General features: G+C 57.7%; 17 protein-coding genes. 9 read left to right on the top strand and 8 right to left on the bottom strand.

Translation table 11 applies throughout. The features are described 5' to 3' along the window. Positions 1–68: 68 nt before the first annotated feature. Positions 69–1,088 carry a Hint domain-containing protein gene (locus AAC620_RS05065; protein ID WP_340243138.1) on the bottom strand — a complete coding sequence of 340 codons (1,020 nt, stop codon included), beginning with the start codon at positions 1,086–1,088 and terminating at the stop codon, positions 69–71. Positions 1,089–1,259: 171 nt separating this feature from the next. On the opposite strand from AAC620_RS05065, the gene AAC620_RS05060 reads away from it, so the two are divergent. The 6 genes from AAC620_RS05060 (at position 1,260) to AAC620_RS05035 (ending at position 6,093) form a co-directional block, all read left to right on the top strand. Continuing rightward, a complete protein-coding gene (locus tag AAC620_RS05060) occupies positions 1,260–2,039 on the top strand; it encodes an SDR family oxidoreductase (RefSeq protein ID WP_317656032.1) in 780 nt (259 codons plus the stop codon). Between the two features lie 87 nt (positions 2,040–2,126). Then, positions 2,127–3,230, top strand: a complete 1,104-nt coding sequence (locus tag AAC620_RS05055) for an ABC transporter ATP-binding protein (protein WP_340243135.1) — start codon at positions 2,127–2,129, stop codon at positions 3,228–3,230. Between the two features lie 204 nt (positions 3,231–3,434). Continuing rightward, the gene (locus AAC620_RS05050; RefSeq protein WP_317656028.1) at positions 3,435–3,656 is read left to right on the top strand and encodes a twin-arginine translocase TatA/TatE family subunit; all 222 of its coding nucleotides are present in this window, start codon (positions 3,435–3,437) and stop codon (positions 3,654–3,656) included. A gap of 83 nt (positions 3,657–3,739) precedes the next feature. Beyond that, positions 3,740–4,345 (top strand): Sec-independent protein translocase protein TatB, encoded by a 606-nt coding sequence (gene tatB / locus AAC620_RS05045; protein ID WP_340243132.1) that lies wholly within the window; start codon positions 3,740–3,742, stop codon positions 4,343–4,345. Beyond that, positions 4,342–5,235 carry a twin-arginine translocase subunit TatC gene (gene tatC, locus AAC620_RS05040; protein WP_340243130.1) on the top strand — a complete coding sequence of 298 codons (894 nt, stop codon included), beginning with the start codon at positions 4,342–4,344 and terminating at the stop codon, positions 5,233–5,235. The genes tatB and tatC overlap by 4 nt, the downstream gene beginning before the upstream one ends. A gap of 15 nt (positions 5,236–5,250) precedes the next feature. Next, positions 5,251–6,093, top strand: coding sequence for an ATP-binding protein (locus AAC620_RS05035; protein WP_317656685.1), 843 nt, complete (start codon positions 5,251–5,253; stop codon positions 6,091–6,093). On the opposite strand, the gene AAC620_RS05030 is transcribed toward AAC620_RS05035, so the two are convergent. Genes AAC620_RS05030 through AAC620_RS05015 form a run of 4 tightly spaced genes read right to left on the bottom strand, consistent with a single transcriptional unit; the run spans position 6,094 to position 9,542 of the window. Beyond that, a complete protein-coding gene (locus tag AAC620_RS05030; protein ID WP_340243128.1) occupies positions 6,094–7,041 on the bottom strand; it encodes an AEC family transporter in 948 nt (315 codons plus the stop codon). 9 nt (positions 7,042–7,050) lie between these two features. Beyond that, positions 7,051–7,962, bottom strand: a complete 912-nt coding sequence (locus AAC620_RS05025; protein WP_340243127.1) for a DMT family transporter — start codon at positions 7,960–7,962, stop codon at positions 7,051–7,053. A 42-nt stretch (positions 7,963–8,004) separates the two neighbouring features. Continuing rightward, on the bottom strand, positions 8,005–8,496 hold the full coding sequence (locus AAC620_RS05020) for a lipocalin family protein (protein ID WP_340243125.1): 492 nt from the start codon (positions 8,494–8,496) through the stop codon (positions 8,005–8,007). Then, a complete protein-coding gene (locus tag AAC620_RS05015; protein ID WP_340243123.1) occupies positions 8,496–9,542 on the bottom strand; it encodes an aldo/keto reductase in 1,047 nt (348 codons plus the stop codon). Before AAC620_RS05015 ends, AAC620_RS05020 begins: the two co-directional genes overlap by 1 nt. 115 nt (positions 9,543–9,657) lie before the next feature. Here AAC620_RS05015 and AAC620_RS05010 point away from each other — a divergent pair, with 115 nt between their 5' ends. The 3 genes from AAC620_RS05010 to AAC620_RS05000 all read left to right on the top strand — a co-directional run bounded on the left by AAC620_RS05010 (position 9,658) and on the right by AAC620_RS05000 (position 13,893). Continuing rightward, complete coding sequence (locus AAC620_RS05010) at positions 9,658–10,317, top strand: ImuA family protein (protein WP_340243121.1); 660 nt, start codon at positions 9,658–9,660, stop codon at positions 10,315–10,317. An 82-nt stretch (positions 10,318–10,399) separates the two neighbouring features. Continuing rightward, complete coding sequence (metG, locus tag AAC620_RS05005; RefSeq protein WP_340243119.1) at positions 10,400–12,112, top strand: methionine--tRNA ligase; 1,713 nt, start codon at positions 10,400–10,402, stop codon at positions 12,110–12,112. A gap of 113 nt (positions 12,113–12,225) precedes the next feature. After that, entirely contained in the window at positions 12,226–13,893 is a 1,668-nt protein-coding gene (locus tag AAC620_RS05000) for a chloride channel protein (protein ID WP_340243117.1), read from the top strand. Between the two features lie 11 nt (positions 13,894–13,904). On the opposite strand, the gene AAC620_RS04995 is transcribed toward AAC620_RS05000, so the two are convergent. The 3 genes from AAC620_RS04995 to cobT all read right to left on the bottom strand — a co-directional run bounded on the left by AAC620_RS04995 (position 13,905) and on the right by cobT (position 18,046). Further along, positions 13,905–14,249 carry a DUF427 domain-containing protein gene (locus tag AAC620_RS04995; RefSeq protein WP_340243115.1) on the bottom strand — a complete coding sequence of 115 codons (345 nt, stop codon included), beginning with the start codon at positions 14,247–14,249 and terminating at the stop codon, positions 13,905–13,907. Positions 14,250–14,319: 70 nt separating this feature from the next. Further along, positions 14,320–16,143 carry an aminopeptidase P family protein gene (locus AAC620_RS04990; protein ID WP_340243114.1) on the bottom strand — a complete coding sequence of 608 codons (1,824 nt, stop codon included), beginning with the start codon at positions 16,141–16,143 and terminating at the stop codon, positions 14,320–14,322. Beyond that, on the bottom strand, positions 16,136–18,046 hold the full coding sequence (gene cobT / locus AAC620_RS04985; RefSeq protein WP_340243112.1) for a cobaltochelatase subunit CobT: 1,911 nt from the start codon (positions 18,044–18,046) through the stop codon (positions 16,136–16,138). The genes AAC620_RS04990 and cobT overlap by 8 nt, the downstream gene beginning before the upstream one ends. Positions 18,047–18,050 lie beyond the last annotated feature (4 nt).

Raw genomic sequence — 18,050 nt, 5'->3', positions numbered from 1 at the left:
GGGGCGCGGTATATGGCGCGATGCGCCCTTTGGAAAGGGGGATGATGCGGCAGGGTGATGAGAATATGCTATGGGTTAGGGCGTTTTTTGCCACCCAGTGAGGCCTCGTAAAGCGCCTTGGCGGGATCACCCCCCGCGCGGGAAAGCGCCAGCGCGTCAAGCTCAAGCGCGGTGCGTAATTCGGGGCTCAGATCTGGCGCGGCGGTTGCAAGGATCGCTTCGGGCAAGGCGGGGCGGGTTTGTCCTGTAACCATCAGGCTTTCGACCGCGATCCCCTCGGCATATAGGATTTCGTGACGATCAAGTAGGATTTGGAACCCATCAAAGAAGCCGCCCTCAAGCCGCGTGATGGTGCTGCCATTGATCAAATGGGCGGCCTTCACCATGACCTCAGCCCGGCCTGTGCCAAGCATATCTTGGCGCTGCCATACAAAGAGGCGATGGTTCGGCATCAAAACCAAATCTCGCGCCGTGTTTAACGCGCCTTGGCGGATCAGCACGGGCGCTGTGCTGCCTGTGCCGCGCAACACAGTGCGCCCAATCCATCGAATAGGCTGCGCCCCATTTTCGCGGGTCAGCAGCAGGTCGCCCTCTTGCAGCGCTTCAACGGCAATTTGTGCGCCAGAGGCAAGGGTAAGGTGCGTGCCTGCCAAAAAGGACAGGCAGGCAATATCAGCAAAGCGCAGCGATGCTGTTTCGGCCTCAGAGCCCACCAATTCATAATCTTCACCCGGCTCAAGATTGCACAGCGGCAGGATGTAATGGGCGGGTTGGCCTGCAGGCCAGATTGTCAGGGTCAGGATTTCGGCCAAAGTCCCGTCTGGGGTCATCAATTGGTGACAGGCTGCAATCGTCAGCTTGTCGCCTGCACGCCCCAATTGACTGCCTTCGGCCACCAACTGCGTGCCATCGGCATCATCCCGCATGGCAAGGGTGAGGGCGCTGGCATCTTTGCGCATGCGGTAGATATCGCCTGCTTCCACCTCGTCAAAGGTGCCAAGCGCATCGCCTTCATTGGCGCCGCGATCCACGCAGAACTGCGTGGCAGGATAAACATCGAATTTTAATTGTGCGGGTAAGCTGGCCATTTCACCCTCCTTTTTTCTCAATAGAAACGGGGCAGGGCGCGGTCAAGCGGCGCTTTTGGTGAAAGGTAAATCTCGCGCAAGACTGGATTTGGCGGCAACAGGCACCTAACTTGCCCCCAGAGGCGCGCTTGCGCGCAAGGAAAGATAGTAAAGAATGCGAGGGAGCAGATCATGGATTTGGGCATTAAGGGAAAGCGCGCATTGGTTTGTGCATCGTCCAAGGGCTTGGGGCGCGGCTGCGCCGAAGCTTTGGCTGAGGCAGGGGTTGATCTGGTGCTCAACGCCCGCGGTGCAGAGGCGCTTGAGGCGACTGCCGCGCATATTCGCGACACCTATGGTGTTTCAGTCACCGCGATTGCCGCCGATATCACGGATGAGGCGGCGCGCGCCGATGTGATCGCGGGGGCGGGTGCAATTGATATTCTTGTGACCAATGCAGGCGGCCCCCCACCAGGTTTGTGGTCGGATTGGACGCGTGAGGATTTCATCAAGGCGTTGGATGCCAATATGCTGACGCCGATTGCGCTGATGAAACATTACATGCCGCAGATGATGGAAAAATCATGGGGTCGTGTGGTCAATATCACCTCGCAATCGGTCAAGGCACCGATCCCACAATTGGGCTTGTCCAATTCTGCACGTGCAGGCTTGACGGGCTATGTTGCGGGCACAGCCCGACAGGTTGCTGCCAAAGGGGTGATCATCAACAATCTCTTGCCTGGTATCCACGCCACGGATCGCGCCGATGCGCTTGATAAGGGTGTGGCGGAGCGCGAGGGGATCAGTGTTGAGGAGGCACGCACCCGCCGCTTTGGCACCCTACCCGTTGGGCGCTACGGCACGGCGCAGGAATTTGGCGCTACTTGTGCCTTTCTATGCTCGCAACATGTGGGCTTCATGGTGGGGCAAAATGTGCTCTTGGATGGTGGTCAGAACGCCATCACCATTTGAGAGGCCGCAGCAAAGCGGCGCTTGAAAGGGGGGCTTGTGCCTGATAGCTGACCAAGTTGAGTGTTTTTATCAGGATGCAAGCGCCCTATGAACCAAGTCCCGCGCCAAAATTCCCCGCGGCTTGAGGTAAGCAACCTCTCTTGCGTCTTTGATGGGACGGAAGTGGTGCGGGGCATATCCTTGTCGGTGGCGGCTGGGCAGGTGATGTGTTTGCTTGGCCCTTCGGGATGCGGAAAATCCACCACATTGCGTGTCATCGCGGGGGTCGAGCGTCAAACGGGTGGGACGGTTGCGCTTGATGGTGTCACTGTCTCCGATGCAGGGCTGCATCTGCCCCCCGAGGCGCGGTCGGTCGGTTTGATCTTTCAAGATTTCGCGCTTTTTCCGCATCTCAACGTGGCGCAAAATATTGCCTTTGGTCTAAAGGGGCGCGGCCCTGAAGTGGGCGCGCGGGTTGAGGACTTGCTCGCCCGTGTCGATCTCAAAGGCTATGGGGAAAAAGGCATCCATATGCTGTCGGGCGGCGAGCAGCAGCGTGTGGCCTTGGCCCGCGCGCTTGCGCCGCGCCCGAAAGTGATGCTGATGGATGAACCCTTTTCGGGGTTGGACAATCGTCTGCGCGATGGCATCCGCGATGAAACATTGGAATTGCTGAAAGAAGAGGGCACAGCGGTGGTTCTTGTCACCCATGAGCCCGAGGAAGCGATGCGCATGGCAGATCAAATTGCCTTGATGCGCAACGGTCACATCGTGCAACAGGGCGCGCCTTATAATATTTACAATGCCCCCGTGGATAAGGCGGCGGCGGCGTTTTTCTCGGATGTGAATGTCATCTCTGGCCGTGTGGAGGGGGCGCTGACCGACACTGCCTTTGGGCAATTCTTGGCGCCGGGTTTTGCCGATGGCACGGCTGTTGAGATTGTCTTTCGCCCCCAACATGTGAAGATTGATTTTGATCGGGGCGGTCGTGGCCCAAACCCGACTGTCAGCGATGGTGTGCCAGCACGCGGCATGGTCGAGCGCGCGCGCTTCATGGGCCATGAAAGCCTTGTTGAGTTTCGCATGGATTTCAACGGCGAGGTGATCCGTGCCACGGTGCCGGGCGTATTTTTGCCCAAGAAAGGCACCGCGATGTGGTTGAGCCTGCGCCGCGAGAAATGTTTTGTCTTTCCCGCGGCCAAAGCATTCTAAAGGGGCCTTCATTATACAATCGTGATCAGTTTCCCGCGTGTAGGGGCGTTTTGCCCCTTGCAGGCGGCGCAGGATTTCGCGACATTCCCTTGGTGGGCAAGCGGCATTGGCCTTTGGGGGCTGTGGCGTTGAGGCCAAGATATAAACGCGGCGCGGTTGATGTGCGGATTGTGTCATCAGCCTGCGCTGAAATGGGAGAGCGAAATGTTCAACAATATTGGCCCTGCAGGGCTTTTGCTGATTGCGGTGGTCGTGCTGGTTCTATTCGGGCGCGGCAAAATCGCGGGCCTGATGGGCGAAGTGGGGAAAGGTATCACCGCCTTTAAGCGCGGCGTCAAAGACAGCACCGAGGAGCTTGAAAATAAAGCTGCCGATGGTGAGGGCGCGCGCGATGTCACCCCTGAAAACGAGCGTGACAAGGCCTAATGATCGTCTTTGGCCTTGCGCCTTGGCGCGGGGCGGGATCATGAAACCCTGCGCTAATCGCGGTTTGTCACGAGAGGGACGCCATGCCTGATATCGGGTGGATGGAATTGATGGTGATCGGCATTGTCGCCTTGATCGTTGTCGGGCCAAAAGACTTGCCTGTTATGTTCCGCAAAGCGGGTCTGTTTGTGGGGCGCATCAAAGGCATGGCGCGCGAGTTTACCTCGGCTATGAATGATGCGGCTGATCAAACGGGCATGCGCGAAATGAACCGCGAGATGAAAGCCCTGACCAATCCGCGTCAATATGGTCTGGATAAGGTCAAGCAATCTCTCAACGCGGATCTTGAGCTGGATGCAGATTTCAACAGCGACAAGCCGCTGAAGACGGGCAATCAGGGTAAACCTGCGGGCGCGCAAGGAAATCCGACCCAAGCCCCCGCACCTGCCGTTAAGCGCAGTGAGCCTGCAGAGGCGCCAAGCGAGGTGCCAGCGCAGGCAAAAGCCGCGCCTGCCAAAAAGACGGCACCCAAAGCAAAGGCGGCCCCGAAGGCTGCGCCGAAAAAGGCGCCTGCGAAAAAAGCCGAACCCGCAAAAACGACACGGGCCAAGGCCGCGCCTGCAAAGGCCAAGACGACTGCGCCCAAAGCGGCCCCTAAACCCCGCGCGAAAAAGGCGGATGAGGCATGAGCGAAGACGAGATTGAAGATCATTCCGCCCCATTGATTGAGCATTTGGCGGAATTGCGCACGCGGTTGATCCGCTCGGTTTTGGCCTTTGTGGCGGGTATGGTGATTATGTTCACTGTAGCCGAGCCATTGCTTGAATTTATTTCGCAACCTCTGGCCGATGTCTTACGCGCGCGGGGCGAAGATGCACGTTTGATCTTCACCGCCCCGCAAGAGAAATTCTTTGTCTTGATCCGTATTTCGGTGATCGCGGGCTTTGCGATTTCTTTCCCAGTGATCGCGCATCAGCTTTGGCGCTTTGTGGCACCGGGTCTCTACAAGACCGAGAAAAATGCGTTTTTACCCTTCTTGATTGCTTCGCCGCTTTTGTTTCTCTTGGGGGCTGCCTTCGCGCATTTCATTGTTACGCCCTTGGCCATGAATTTCTTCATCGGGTTTTCCGATGCGATCCCTGCCTTGGCCAACTTGATTGCAGGGGAGGGGGAATTCCAACCCTCCGCGCCCTCACAAGAGCTGCAAACAGTCTTTCTCGGTTCGGTGCGCGAGTCGCTTGATCTGGCGCTTAAGTTTATCTTTGCCTTCGGGCTGTGCTTTCAGCTGCCCGTGCTTTTGACCTTGATGGGTAAGGCGGGTTTGGTTTCAGCCGCAGGTCTGCGCGATGTGCGCAAATATGCGATTGTGGGCATTTTGGTTGTTGCGGCCTTGGTGACCCCGCCAGATGTTGTTACGCAGCTGATCCTGTTCAGCGCCGTTTATGGGCTATACGAGATTTCCATTTTCTTGGTCGCCATGGTTGAGAAAAAGCGTAAGGAGCGCCTCAAGGCCGAAGGCCTGTGGGATGAAGACGAGGCAGATGAAGCGCCCGCCGAGGACGGGGCAAAGAAAGAGTAAACGGTAGTAATGGCTATGGCGAAAAAGCAGCTTGCCCGAATTGCGGATGCGTTAGAACGGATGGCCCCGCCCGCCGCGCAAACCCCTGATTGGGATGCGGCTGATGCCTTTGTGTGGCATGCAGATCCTGATCATTTGGAACCTGTCGCACAGATTTCGCGCGTGGGTGTTGAAATGTTGGTGGGCGTGGATCGCGCGCGCGACACGCTTATGGCCAATACGCGCCAATTTGCGCGCGGCTATGCCGCCAATAACGCGCTCTTATGGGGCGCGCGGGGGATGGGGAAATCCTCGTTGGTTAAGGCCGCACATGGGGCCGTGGTGGCCGAGGGTCTGCCACTCAAATTGGTGGAAATGCAGCGCGAAGATTTGCCCACGATTGGCAGGCTTTTGACGCTGTTGCGCGCGGCCCCTGCACGCGTGATCTTGTTTTGTGATGATCTATCCTTCAGCCATGATGACCAACATTATAAGTCGCTCAAGGCGGTTTTGGATGGTGGTGTGCAAGGCCGCCCTGAAAATGTGATTTTCTACGCCACCTCTAACCGCCGTCACCTGATGCCGCGTGATATGATCGAGAATGAGCGCAGCGGTGCTATAAACCCATCTGAGGCGGTGGAGGAGAAGGTCTCGCTCTCGGATCGGTTTGGGCTGTGGCTTGGGTTCCATCCTTGCACGCAAGACGAATATTTCGAGATGATTGACGGCTATTGCCGTGCCTATGGCGTGGCTGTGCCCCAAGATCAGTTGCGTGCCGAGGCGATTGAGTGGACTGCAACGCGCGGGGCGCGGTCAGGCCGCGTGGCATGGCAATTTTTCACTGATTTGGCAGGTCGACACGGCGTTGCGCTGAAATAATTACAGACCGAAAACCCGCTCCCCAAGGCTCAGCCACAATGGCATGGTTGCGAAGGAGAGCAGCGTTTGCACGGTGATCATTGCGGCCATAAGCGGCGCATCCCCCCCCATTTGTCGGGCCAATGTATAGGCGGCGACGCCTGTTGGCAGCGCGCCAAAGGTCAGCGCGATTTGTGCCTGTAGGGGCGGCACATCGAGGATCAAAGCCAACCCCATAATTGCGGCAGGAAACAAGCCAAGCTTTGCGATGGCTGCAAGAAATAATGGCCCCGCCTCCGCCGAGAGGCCGCGCAGTTTGAGGTTCGCCCCAACGCACAGCAACATAATGGGCAGGGCCGCTTGGCCCAGAATTTCGAGGCTGTCATGAAAAACTGGCACGCGCGGCAACCCTGCAAGGTTCCATGCTAAGGCGGCGGCAATCGACAGGATCAAAGGGTTTTTCGCAAGATTTTTCAGCGTGGCGGTGATCTGGCCGCCAATCCCCGTGCCGCGCTCTTGTGGCAACATGAGGACAAGCGTGGTCACCACTGTTAGGTTGACCACAGGCACCAGAATGGCCGCGCCTAAAATCGCAAGCTCCAACCCCTCAGGCCCATAGAGGGCGCCTGCGACAGCAAGGGCGATGAACGTGTTGAACCGTCCCGCCCCTTGCACCAAAGAACTGCCTGCGGCGCGCCCATGGTGGCGCATTAAGCCTGCCCCGATGAGCCCCGCAAGGATGCCCACGAAAAAACCCACATAGAGCAATGCCGAAAAGCCACCCAAAGCAGCGGCGCCCAAATCGGCTGTAGAAATGCTATCAAAGAAGATGGCAGGCATTAGAACCAGATAGACCAGACGATCATTAAGGTTCCAAAACTCGGCCGAGGGCAGGCCCGCGCGGCGCAGGCCGTAGCCTGTGGCAATCAGAACGAAAATCGGCGCAATGGCGAGGGGTATCGTGAACATGGCGCTGTCTTACGCCTCTTGCAGGATAATGGCGAGCAGCGCGGCGAGGATCAGAACCAATCCCATCACCTCTTTTTTGGTGCTGCGTTCTTTAAGCCAGAAGATGGAAAAGAGATAGGTAAAGACCAATTCCACTTGCCCGACCGCTTTGACCAATGCCGCATTTTGCAGGCCAAAGGCCAAGAACCATCCAAGTGAACCCAAAAGTGAGGTGGCCCCCGTGGCAAGCCCAATGCGCCATTGATGCAGCACAGAACCAATTTGTGCGCGCTCGCGCCAAGCAATCCAAAGGCCCAAACTGCTGGCTTGAATGGCGCAGGCCACCGCAAGGGCAAATCCAGATCGCAGCAGCGCATCCCCCCCTTCAAGGCTTAGGATCGCGCCGCGATAGGTCACGGCAGACACCCCGAAAAGCCCGCCAGAGGCCAGCCCGAAAAATGCGGCCTTCGTGGCAAAGCGTGCGAGAAGGGTTTGACCATCGCCCTTTTGCCCCCCGTCTGAGATCAAAATAACGCCGATTACCCCAACCACGATGGCGGCAAAAACCCATAGCGATACGCCTTCGCCTAAAACCACCAAACCGAGGCAGGCGGTCAGGATGGTTTCCGTCTTTTTCAGGGTCACGCCAATTGCGAAGTTACGAAATCCAAACAGCGCCACAACACAGGCTGTGGCCAGAACTTGGGCCAATGATCCAAGAACGATATAGGCCCAGAACTGGGGTTGGATCTGCGGCAAATCAAACCCGCGTAGGCGGGCATATAGGATCACGCCACAGGCCACTATGGGCGCGCTGTAAAGAAACCGCGCCCAAGTGGCGCCTGCGGTCGACAGCGCACATTTGCGCAAGTGATGCTGCAACAGAAACCTGAGGTTCTGCATGAAGGCAGCAAAGATGGTGGCGGCAATCCAAATTGGCATGCGATCAGATTGCGCCTTTCCTGAGAAAGGGCAAGCGTGCAGTCATGGGTTCAGCGCGATAAAATCATTCGGGTCATAGCCATTGGCCGCAGCAAGGCGCAATGCAGCGTCAATGCGATCAGCGCCCCCCGTTGTTCTGCGGTCAATGATCCACGCCAAGCGCCCGTCAGGCGCGCCAAGCAATGCGGTGCGATAGTCATCATCAACCCAAAGCACCCAAAGCGCCCGCCCGCGCGCGTCTGTAAAGCGGGCAGGGTGCGGGCCGTCCGAGGTCAGCGCCATCCTTTGGCCAGACCCATCCACATAATGCAAACCTATGATTTGGCCGCCGCCTTCCTCAAAGCTGAGGTTGCGCGGCGCGGTTCTATCAATAGCGTGGCGCATCACCCATGGCCCCGCAAATCGTGCGGCTTCAAACCGCGTGGTCGAGGCAATCGGTGCATCCGCCCGTCTTGCCCCCACCATGGGCGGGCTACAGGCCGTGATCAAACACAGGGCCAATAGGAGCGCGGTTTGGGTGAGGCGCAGGCGCATCAATAGGGCAACGGATGGGCGCGATGGATCGCGTCTATCTCGTCCAGAACATCGCCCGATAGGGTCACATCCAAGCCATCTAGAATGCGGGTAAGCTGTGCGCTTGTGGTTGCGCCAAAGATGGTCGAGACAGGGAAAGGGCGCTGCACCGTAAAGGCCAATGCCATGTGAACGGGGTCAATCCCGTGCTTTTGCGCCAAGTCTAGATAGGCTGCGACCGCATCAAAGACGCGCGGGCTTTTGCGACCGCCCAAATCCCCGTTGCCCTCCATGCGCGAGCCTTCTGGAATGGCCCCGTTTTGGTATTTCCCCGTCAATAGGCCCGCGGCAAGGGGCGAATAGGCCAGCAGGGTCAGCTGCTCATTCACGGCCAGTTCCGCAAAATCTGTGTCATAGAGGCGGCACAGGAGCGAATATTCATTTTGCAAGGACATCACACGCGGCAGGCCGCGCTCTTCGGAAAGGCGCATCCATTGCGCAACGCCCCAGACCGTATCATTGGACAGCGCGAAATAGCGCATTTTGCCTGCTTTGATCATCCGATCCGCCGCATCCAAGATCTCTTCCATATGGGCCAGCGTCACGGATTTCACCTGTGCCGAAGGATCATAGCCCCAGTTTTGGCGGAAATGATATGAACCGCGATTGGGCCAATGCATTTGGTAAATGTCGATATACTCTGTGCCCAGTCGTGCGAGCGAAGCATCGAGTGCTGCGGTAAAACTTGCGGCTGTTATATCCTCACCCATGCGCACAAACGCGGCGTTTTTGCCGGTGATTTTGGTGGCCAAGATATAATCGCCGCGCCGCGCAGGGTTGGCGCGGTTCCAATTGCCAAGAATGGTTTCGGTATTGCCGACTGTTTCCGCCCGCACAGGGTTAACGGGATACATCTCGGCGGTGTCGACAATATTGATCCCTGCCGCAAGCGCCATATCCATTTGGCGATGTGCGTCTGCCTCTGGGGTTTGGTTGCCCCATGTCATCGTGCCGAGGCAGTAATCGGTGATCATTGTGTCTGTGGTGCCAAGCTGAATTTTGCGCATCCCATCCTATCCTTCGCTGCTATCTTCGGCGTTATTGGTAGCGAGATGCCCAAGAAGGGCAAGGGGAGTGCGAAAATTTCTTGCAGAACAAAAGAAGAACACTTAGTCTCGCCTTATGCAAATCACCCATGCCTCTTTTGATCACATTACGGCCTCTGTGGCGCGCGCAAACCCGTCTTTGCGCCTTTTCGAGGGGTGTGATTTGCGGCTTGGGCGGGTGCATGAGTTTTGCGGCCCCGCACGGCGGCGTCTGGCGCTTTGGGCGGCGGCGCGGATGGAGGGGGCGGTGCTTTGGATCCGCCCTGCGTGGCACCCTGATCATCTGCATATGCAAGCCGTGGCGGAGGAAATTGACCCCGCCCACATGATCTTTGTCGCGCCTGAGCGGCGCGAAGACCTGTTATGGTGCATGGAGGAGGCTTTGCGCAGCGGGGCCTGTGAAACCGTGGTGGCCGAAGTTCTAGAGCCCCCCAACCTGACCGCGATCCGCCGTTTGCATCTGGCGGCTGAACATGCGGGAAAGCAGCCTTTTGCCGCGATTTTAACACCGCATCATGGGGGCGCGGCTGGGGTTGAGACGCGCTTTTCCTTGGCGGCCAATCATGGGGCCTTATCCATGCAAGGGGCGCTTGCAGGAAATCTGCCCGCAGGTCTGGAGGGGCGCGCATGGCATATGCAGCGTTTGCGCGCGCGCCTTGCCCCGCCCGCCGCATGGCGCGTGACGCGCACATCCTCAGGCCTTTGTGCGAAATCCATAGCGCCCAGTTTTGTTTGACATCTTTGCACCGTCTAGCCATCCGCTTTGCTTTGGGTTAGACGCGGGAGCGAAGGAAATCATCTAAGACAAGGCGGGCGTGATGGAGCGTGTTCTGATCACTTCGGCGATCCCATATATCAATGGGATCAAGCATTTGGGAAATCTCGTAGGCAGCCAATTGCCTGCCGATCTTTTCGCCCGTTACAACCGCGGTCGGGGCCGTGAGGTGTTGTTCCTCTGTGCCACAGATGAGCATGGCACGCCCGCCGAATTAGCCGCCGCGAAAGCGGGCATGGATGTCGCGGAATATTGCGCAAAAATGCACGCAGTTCAGGCTGAGATTGCACGGGGTTTTCGCCTGAGTTTCGATCACTTTGGCCGGTCTTCTAGCCCGCAAAACCACGAATTGACCCAGCATTTCGCAGGCCGTTTGGCCGAGGCAGGGCTGATCTCTGAGGTGAGCGAGCGGCAGGTCTATTCCAACGCCGATGGCCGCTTTTTGCCTGATCGCTACATTGAGGGCACATGCCCCAATTGCGGCTATGACAAGGCCCGCGGCGATCAATGCGAGAACTGCACCAAGCAGCTTGACCCGACCGATTTGATTGACCCGCGCAGTGCGATTTCTGGATCAACAGATTTGGAGGTGCGTGAAACCAAGCATCTCTATCTGCGCCAATCCTCTATGCGGGATCAATTGAACGCTTGGATCGACAGCAAGACAGATTGGCCAATTCTGACCACCTCTATCGCCAAAAAATGGCTCAATGACGGGGACGGGTTGCAAGATCGTGGGATCACGCGCGATTTGGATTGGGGCATCCTTGTTAAAAAGGGCAAGGATGAATGGCCAGGGATGGAGGGCAAGGTCTTCTATGTTTGGTTTGATGCGCCGATTGAATATATCGCCTGCGCCGCAGAATGGGTTGACGCAGGCAAGGGAGATGATTGGGAGCGGTGGTGGCGCACTGACAAGGGCGCCCAAGATGTGCGTTACGTCCAGTTCATGGGCAAGGATAACGTGCCCTTCCACACCTTGAGTTTCCCTGCAACGATCTTAGGCTCCGGCGAGCCATGGAAGCTGGTGGATTACATCAAATCCTTCAACTATCTCAATTATGATGGCGGCCAATTCTCGACCAGCCAAGGGCGTGGCGTGTTCATGGATCAGGCTTTGTCGATCCTGCCTTCGGATTATTGGCGGTGGTGGTTGCTGAGCCATGCGCCAGAAACCTCGGATAGCGAATTCACTTGGGAGAATTTCCAAGCAGGCGTGAACAAGGATTTGGCAGATGTTCTGGGCAATTTCGTCAGTCGGATCACCAAATTCTGCCGCTCGAAATTCGGTGAAGTGATCCCTGAAGCGGGCGACTACAGCGCACAAGAGGCCCAAGTGATGGCTGATTTACAGGCCCGCCTTGCGGCCTATCAGGCGCATATGGAGGCGATTGAAATTCGCAAAGCCGCCGCCGAGTTGCGCGCAATTTGGGTTTTGGGGAATGAATATTTGCAATCTGCAGCCCCTTGGACGGTGTTCAAGGAAGATCCAGATCGCGCCGCGGCCATCACGCGGTTTTCTCTGAACCTCATCCCGTTTTATGCGCTCTTATCTGCGCCGTTCATCCCAGATGCCGCACAGGCAATGTTGGATGCGATGGGGTGCAAAGATTACGCATGGCCCGAAGATGTTGCAGAAGGCCTCTCGCGGCTGCCAGCTGGGCAGGGCTTCACTGTGCCTGAGGTTCTTTTCGCAAAGATCAGTGACGAGCAGCGCGAAGAATGGCAAGCCCGCTTTGCGGGGGTGCGCAGCTGATAGAGGGTTGAATTTCAACCTCTTTGGGCCTTTGGTGGTGATAGAGGCGCGGCGCAAAGGCTGGTAAGTTGGATAAAGACCCGTCCCGATCTGGGCAACACCCCCTTAAGGCGATGTTGGCAGCAATATGGCGCCAGCAGCGCGCCTTGTTGTCGGAGGCATGGTTTATCCTGCGCCGCAAAGGCCCAAGCCAAATTCAGTTTTGGTTTATCGCGCTTGTGCTTGGGGGTGCAGCAGGCAGTGCGGCGGTTTTGTTCCGCCTTGGTGTGGATCGCTTGCAAGCCACGCTTTATGGCACTGATGATATCCGTCATTTGCACAGCTACGCCGAAAGTTTGCCGTGGTATCTGATTTTGCTGATCCCCATTTTAGGGGGGCTTTTGGTGGGGCTGATCCTGCATCGCTTTACGCCTGATGGGCGGGTGCGCTCTGTGGCGGATGTGATTGAGGGGGCCGCGCTGAATGAAGGTCGCGTTGAGATACGCGCGGGCCTTGCCTCGGCTGCGGCGTCCTTAATCACGCTTGGCTCAGGCGGCTCTACGGGTCGAGAGGGGCCTGTGGTGCATTTGGCTGCCGTAATCTCTAGTAAAATCTCCGCGCTTATTCGTGCCGATGGGATCACGGGGCGGGATTTGTTGGGCTGCGCGGTGGCTGCGGCTGTCTCCGCCTCGTTCAATGCACCGATTGCAGGGGCGCTTTTCGCGCTTGAGGTGATCTTGCGCCATTTCGCAGTGCATGCATTTGCGCCCATTGTCATTGCCAGTGTGGCAGGCACAGTAATCAGTCGCCTCACCTTGGGCGATGTGACCGAGTTCACATTGGGTCGTGAAAGCGCCTTAGGCTTTTACGCGGAACTACCCGCCTATCTTATGTTGGGATTGATCTGTGGGCTTGTTGCCGTGGTGTTTATCCGCGCGGCCTTTTGGGCCGATGACCAAGGCACTCGGGTGCAAAATCTCTTACGCTTGCCGCGGTTCTTGCGTCCTGCGATTGCGGGGGCGTTACTGGGCGGTTTGGCGATTTTCTTCCCCCATATCATTGGCGTGGGCTATGAAACCACAAGCGCCGCTTTGACGGGGCAATTGGTGCTGCATGAGGCGATTATCTTCGCCATTCTCAAGACGGTTGCCGTGGCAATCACGGTTGCGGGGCGCATGGGGGGCGGGGTGTTTTCGCCCTCATTGATGATTGGCGCGCTGACGGGGCTTGCCTTTGGTTTGATCGCGACCGCAATCCTGCCTGAAATGTCAGGGTCGGTGACGCTCTACGCGTTGGCAGGGATGGGGGCGGTTGCCGCCGCTGTTTTGGGCGCGCCCATCTCAACCACGTTGATCGTGTTTGAACTGACAGGCGACTGGCAAACGGGCCTTGCGGTGATGGTTTCTGTGTCCCTTTCCACGGCGCTTGCCAGCCGCCTTGTGGATCGCTCGTTCTTTTTGACCCAACTTGAACGGCGAAACATCCATTTGGCGGCAGGGCCACAGGCCTATTTGTTGGCCATGGTGGGGGCAGGGCGGATCATGCGGCCCATGACTGATCCGCGTGCCGCGCCCGCTGATGCCCTCTTGGCGCAGGTTGCGGAAGGGGTGTTTGTGACGCTTGAGGATACGCTTGAAACCATCATGCCGATTTTTGAGAAAACCGAAGCGGATTACATTCCCGTAATCAAAGAAAATCCGCAGGATGGGCCACCCGCCCTAGAGGGGGCGGTGTTCCATATTGATGCGCTCAAAGCCTATACCCGTGCCATGGCGGACACTGCCGCAGAAGAGCACAGCTGACGGACACTCTGTTAAATACGCTCGACTGTGACGCGGTCGGTAAAGAAGGCGATATGGCCCTTAATGGCTTGGGCTTCGTCCGTTTTTGGGTCTTCATAAGACCACGCCGCATCGTCAATCTGCCCTGATGCCGTTGAAATGGCATAGTAGCTGGCCATTCCCTTTTTGGGGCATTTGGTGGTGCTTTGGGTCTTTTCCAAAAGCGCCATGGCGATATCTGCGCGCGGAAAGTAGATCACAGCGGGCAGATCGCCCTCGCTCAATTCCAATGCCGCAGCAGATTCCGCTACGATCGCGCCACCTGCGCGCACAACATATTTCCCCGATGCAGGGCGAATCGACATTGTGTTGGTCATGAATAGATCTCCTTCTTGGGCCTCTCATACAGGCTTGGTCGGAGAATAGCTAGGGAAGGTAACGGAAAGACTACGCGATGGGCGCAGTGGCCTGCCGCAGCCATGCTTGCGCCTCGGGCGGCACCAGCGGCATCAGGGCTTTGGCCACGCGGGCGTGATATTCGTTCAGCCATGCGATATCCGCCGCCGTCATGTCATGACTGACCACCAAGCGCCGATCAATGGGGGCGAGGGTCAAAGTTTCAAATTCCAACATCGCCCGCGCATCCCCCCCCGCAATTGGGGCGGCCTCTTGGACGACAATCAGGTTTTCAATGCGGATCCCATAAGCCCCCTCTTTGTAGAAGCCTGGTTCGTTTGATAAAATCATCCCAACCTCAAGGGGCACATCCGAGGCGCGACTGATCCGTTGCGGGGCCTCATGCACGCTGAGATAGACCCCGACACCGTGACCTGTTCCGTGGTCATAATCGCGTCCAGCGGCCCAGAGGGGGGCGCGGGCCAATGCATCCAAATCTCGCCCTGCCAATCCTTTGGGGAAGCGCGCGCGCGACAGCGCAATCATGCCACGCAAAACTTGGGTAAAGGCCTGTTTTTCCTCAAGCCCAACATCCCCCACGGGCAGGGTGCGGGTGATGTCGGAGGTGCCATCAAGATATTGCCCGCCTGAATCAATCAAAAACAGCGTGTTTGGCGCAAGTGGCGCATTGGTGGCCTCGCTCACGCGATAATGCACAATCGCGCCATGTGCGCCTGCGCCTGCGATTGTATCAAAACTGATATCTTGCAGCGCACCCGTCTCGCGGCGAAAGCGTTCAAGCGCACAGACGCACTCAATTTCAGTCAACCCGCCTTGAAGGGCGCGGTGATCAAACCAATGCAAAAACCGCACCATGGCGGCCCCATCGCGCAGATGTGCGGCACGGGTTGCGTCAATCTCGGCGGGATGCTTGCGCGCCTTGGGCAGGGTGCAAGGCTCGGGGCCTTCGTCAATTTCTGCCCCTGCCTCGGCCAAAATCATCCGCAGCTTATGGGGGGCTGTCTTAGGATCAAGGCGGATGGGGCCAGAGTTTGCCTCTTGGCGCAACCGCTCCGCAAAGCGGTCAAGCGGGTAAAGCGTGACCTGATTGGGCAGATCAACATCCGCGAATTTCGCAGGGTCGGCAAATACGCTGATGCTGCCTGTGCTTGAGAGAATGGCGAAGGCCTGCACCACGGGAAGATGCGGCAGGTCGGCGCCGCGAATGTTTAAAAGCCAGCAGATGGAGTCGGGCAGGCTGAGCACAGCGGCGCTCACGCCTTGGGCGGCGAGATCAAGCGCCACTTCGCTACATTTTTCAACGGCGCTGCGGCCCGCATAGCGCAGCGGATAGGCGCTCGCCTTCCCATCAGGCGGCGGCGGGCGGTCAGACCAAAGCGCGTCAATTGGGTTTTCAGCAAGAGGGCGCAAGGTGATCTGATGGCCGGCAACGGCCTCGGCCAAGCGATCAATCTCGGCCATTGTGTGCAGCCATGGATCAAACCCGATCACGCCGCCCTTCGGCAATGCTGTGGGCAGCCATGTTTCAAGTTTGGTTTTGGGCCAATCTACAGGGGTGAAGATGTCTAAATCGACCTCATCGCGCACCTGCAGGCGGTAACGGCCATCAATAAAGATACCAACCTGATCTTTGAGAACGGCACAGAACCCCGCCGAGCCTGAAAATCCGCTCAACCACAAAAGCCGTGCATCACAAGGCGCAACATATTCGCCTTGATGGGCATCGGCGCGCGGCACTAGAACACCATCGACCCCAAGTTTTGGGAAACAATCACGCAAAGCGGCCACGCGTGGGGCGCCTTGGTCGGGGCGGGAGGCTGTATCAAAACTTTGAAACTCTGCCCGCTTATCCAAACCGATATAACCCTGATTTTGCGCCCCCGCTGCGCAGTCCCATAACGCGGGCGCGGGCCCGTGGGTCATTGTCAAAGAGGGCCGCCAATTGTTCGGTGATTGCCCCTGCCAATTGTTCGGCATCAGTGATCGTCACGGCGCGCTCGTAATAGCGGGTTACATCATGACCAATCCCAATCGCCAGCAATTCAACGGCACGGCGGCGTTCAACCATGCTGATCACATCGCGCAGGTGCTTTTCGAGGTAATTCGCGGGGTTCACGGATAAGGTGCTGTCATCGACAGGCGCGCCATCCGAAATGACCATCAAAATTTTACGGGCTTCGGGGCGGGCCAACATCCGCTTATGCGCCCATTCCAGCGCCTCGCCATCAATGTTTTCTTTCAAAAGGCCTTCTTTCATCATCAGGCCCAAATTGTCGCGCACCCGCCGCCATGGGGCATCGGCCGATTTGTAGATGATGTGGCGCAGATCATTCAGACGACCAGGTTGCTGCGCGCGCCCTTGTGCCAGCCATTCCTCGCGCGCGCGGCCACCTTTCCACGCGCGGGTGGTGAAGCCCAAGATTTCGACCTTTACATCGCAGCGCTCTAGCGTGCGCGCCAGAACATCGGCGCAGATTGCCGCGATGGAAATGGGCCGCCCGCGCATCGAGCCTGAATTGTCCAAAAGAAGCGTGACCACCGTGTCGCGGAATTCGGTATCCTTTTCCACCTTAAAGGACAAAGGCGTTGTAGGATTGGCTACAACCCGCGCAAGGCGGCCTGCATCCAATATTCCTTCTTCGCGGTCAAACTCCCACGAGCGGTTTTGCTGTGCCTGAAGGCGGCGCTGGAGTTTATTGGCCAAGCGGCTGACCGCGCCTTTCAAAGGTTCCAACTGCTGATCAAGATAGGCGCGCAGGCGTTCAAGCTCTTGCGCTTCGGCCAAATCTTCGGCGGCGATTTCCTCGTCATGGGCGGTTGAGAATACGGTGTAATCTGGATCAGCATCCGAATGAGGGGGCGCTTGGGGCGGTTCAACGGGCGCATCCCCATCGGGCAGCTCTTGTTCCTCGCCCTCCTCGGCATCGCCGTTCTCATCCATTTGCACCTGTGCCTGAGAGGCGTCCTGCTGTTCTTCTTGCGAACGCTCTGGGTCGGCATCGGCGCTGTCATCTTCCTGACTTTCGCTATCGCCTGTGCTGTCTGGTGTTTCTTCTTGATCCTGATCTTGATCGGCGCTGTCCTCGTCCTCTTGGTCGTCCAATTGGTCGGGGTCATCGCCCAGTTGGTCAGCATATCCCAAATCAGAGATGAATTGCCGCGCAACGCGCGAAAAGGCGGCTTGATCGTCCAGTGACCCTTTGAGGGCATCTAGGCTTTCGCCGCAGCGTTCTTCAATGAAGGGGCGCCACAGCTCTACGATATTTTGCGCCTCAGCGGGCAGCGGGCGGCCTGTTGCAATCTGACGCAGCATATATCCCGCCGCGGTCGACAGCGGCGCATCGCTGCGCTCGGTGATTTCACCATAGGCCTTGCGCCGCGCCTCTGCGCCGATTTTTGCGTCAATATTCCCAGCTGTGCCAGGCATGACGCGGGCGCCAATGGCTTCGCAACGGGCGGTTTCAATCGCCGTCATCAAATCGCGCGCAATAGGCCCCGTGGGTTCGTATTTCGCGGCAATGCGGGGGTTGTGAAAGCGATGACGCAGTGCAAACGCATCAGCCGTGCCGCGCGCAAGCAGAACCTCATCACGGCTCATGCGGCGGCTGATTTGCGGCAGGCGGATCGTGTCATTGCTGGCGCCGGGCGGGTCAACCGAATAGCTGACCCCAAGATCGGGGTCATTGGCCAAAACCCGTGTCGCATCGGCAAGCGCCTTTTTGAACGGATCGGCTGGATTATCGGTGGGCTTGCCCATTGGG

The sequence above is a fragment of the Roseobacter sp. HKCCA2468 genome, assembly GCF_037805105.1.
In the GTDB taxonomy this organism is placed as follows: domain Bacteria; phylum Pseudomonadota; class Alphaproteobacteria; order Rhodobacterales; family Rhodobacteraceae; genus M30B80.
This window is presented reverse-complemented; position numbering and strand designations above follow the sequence as displayed.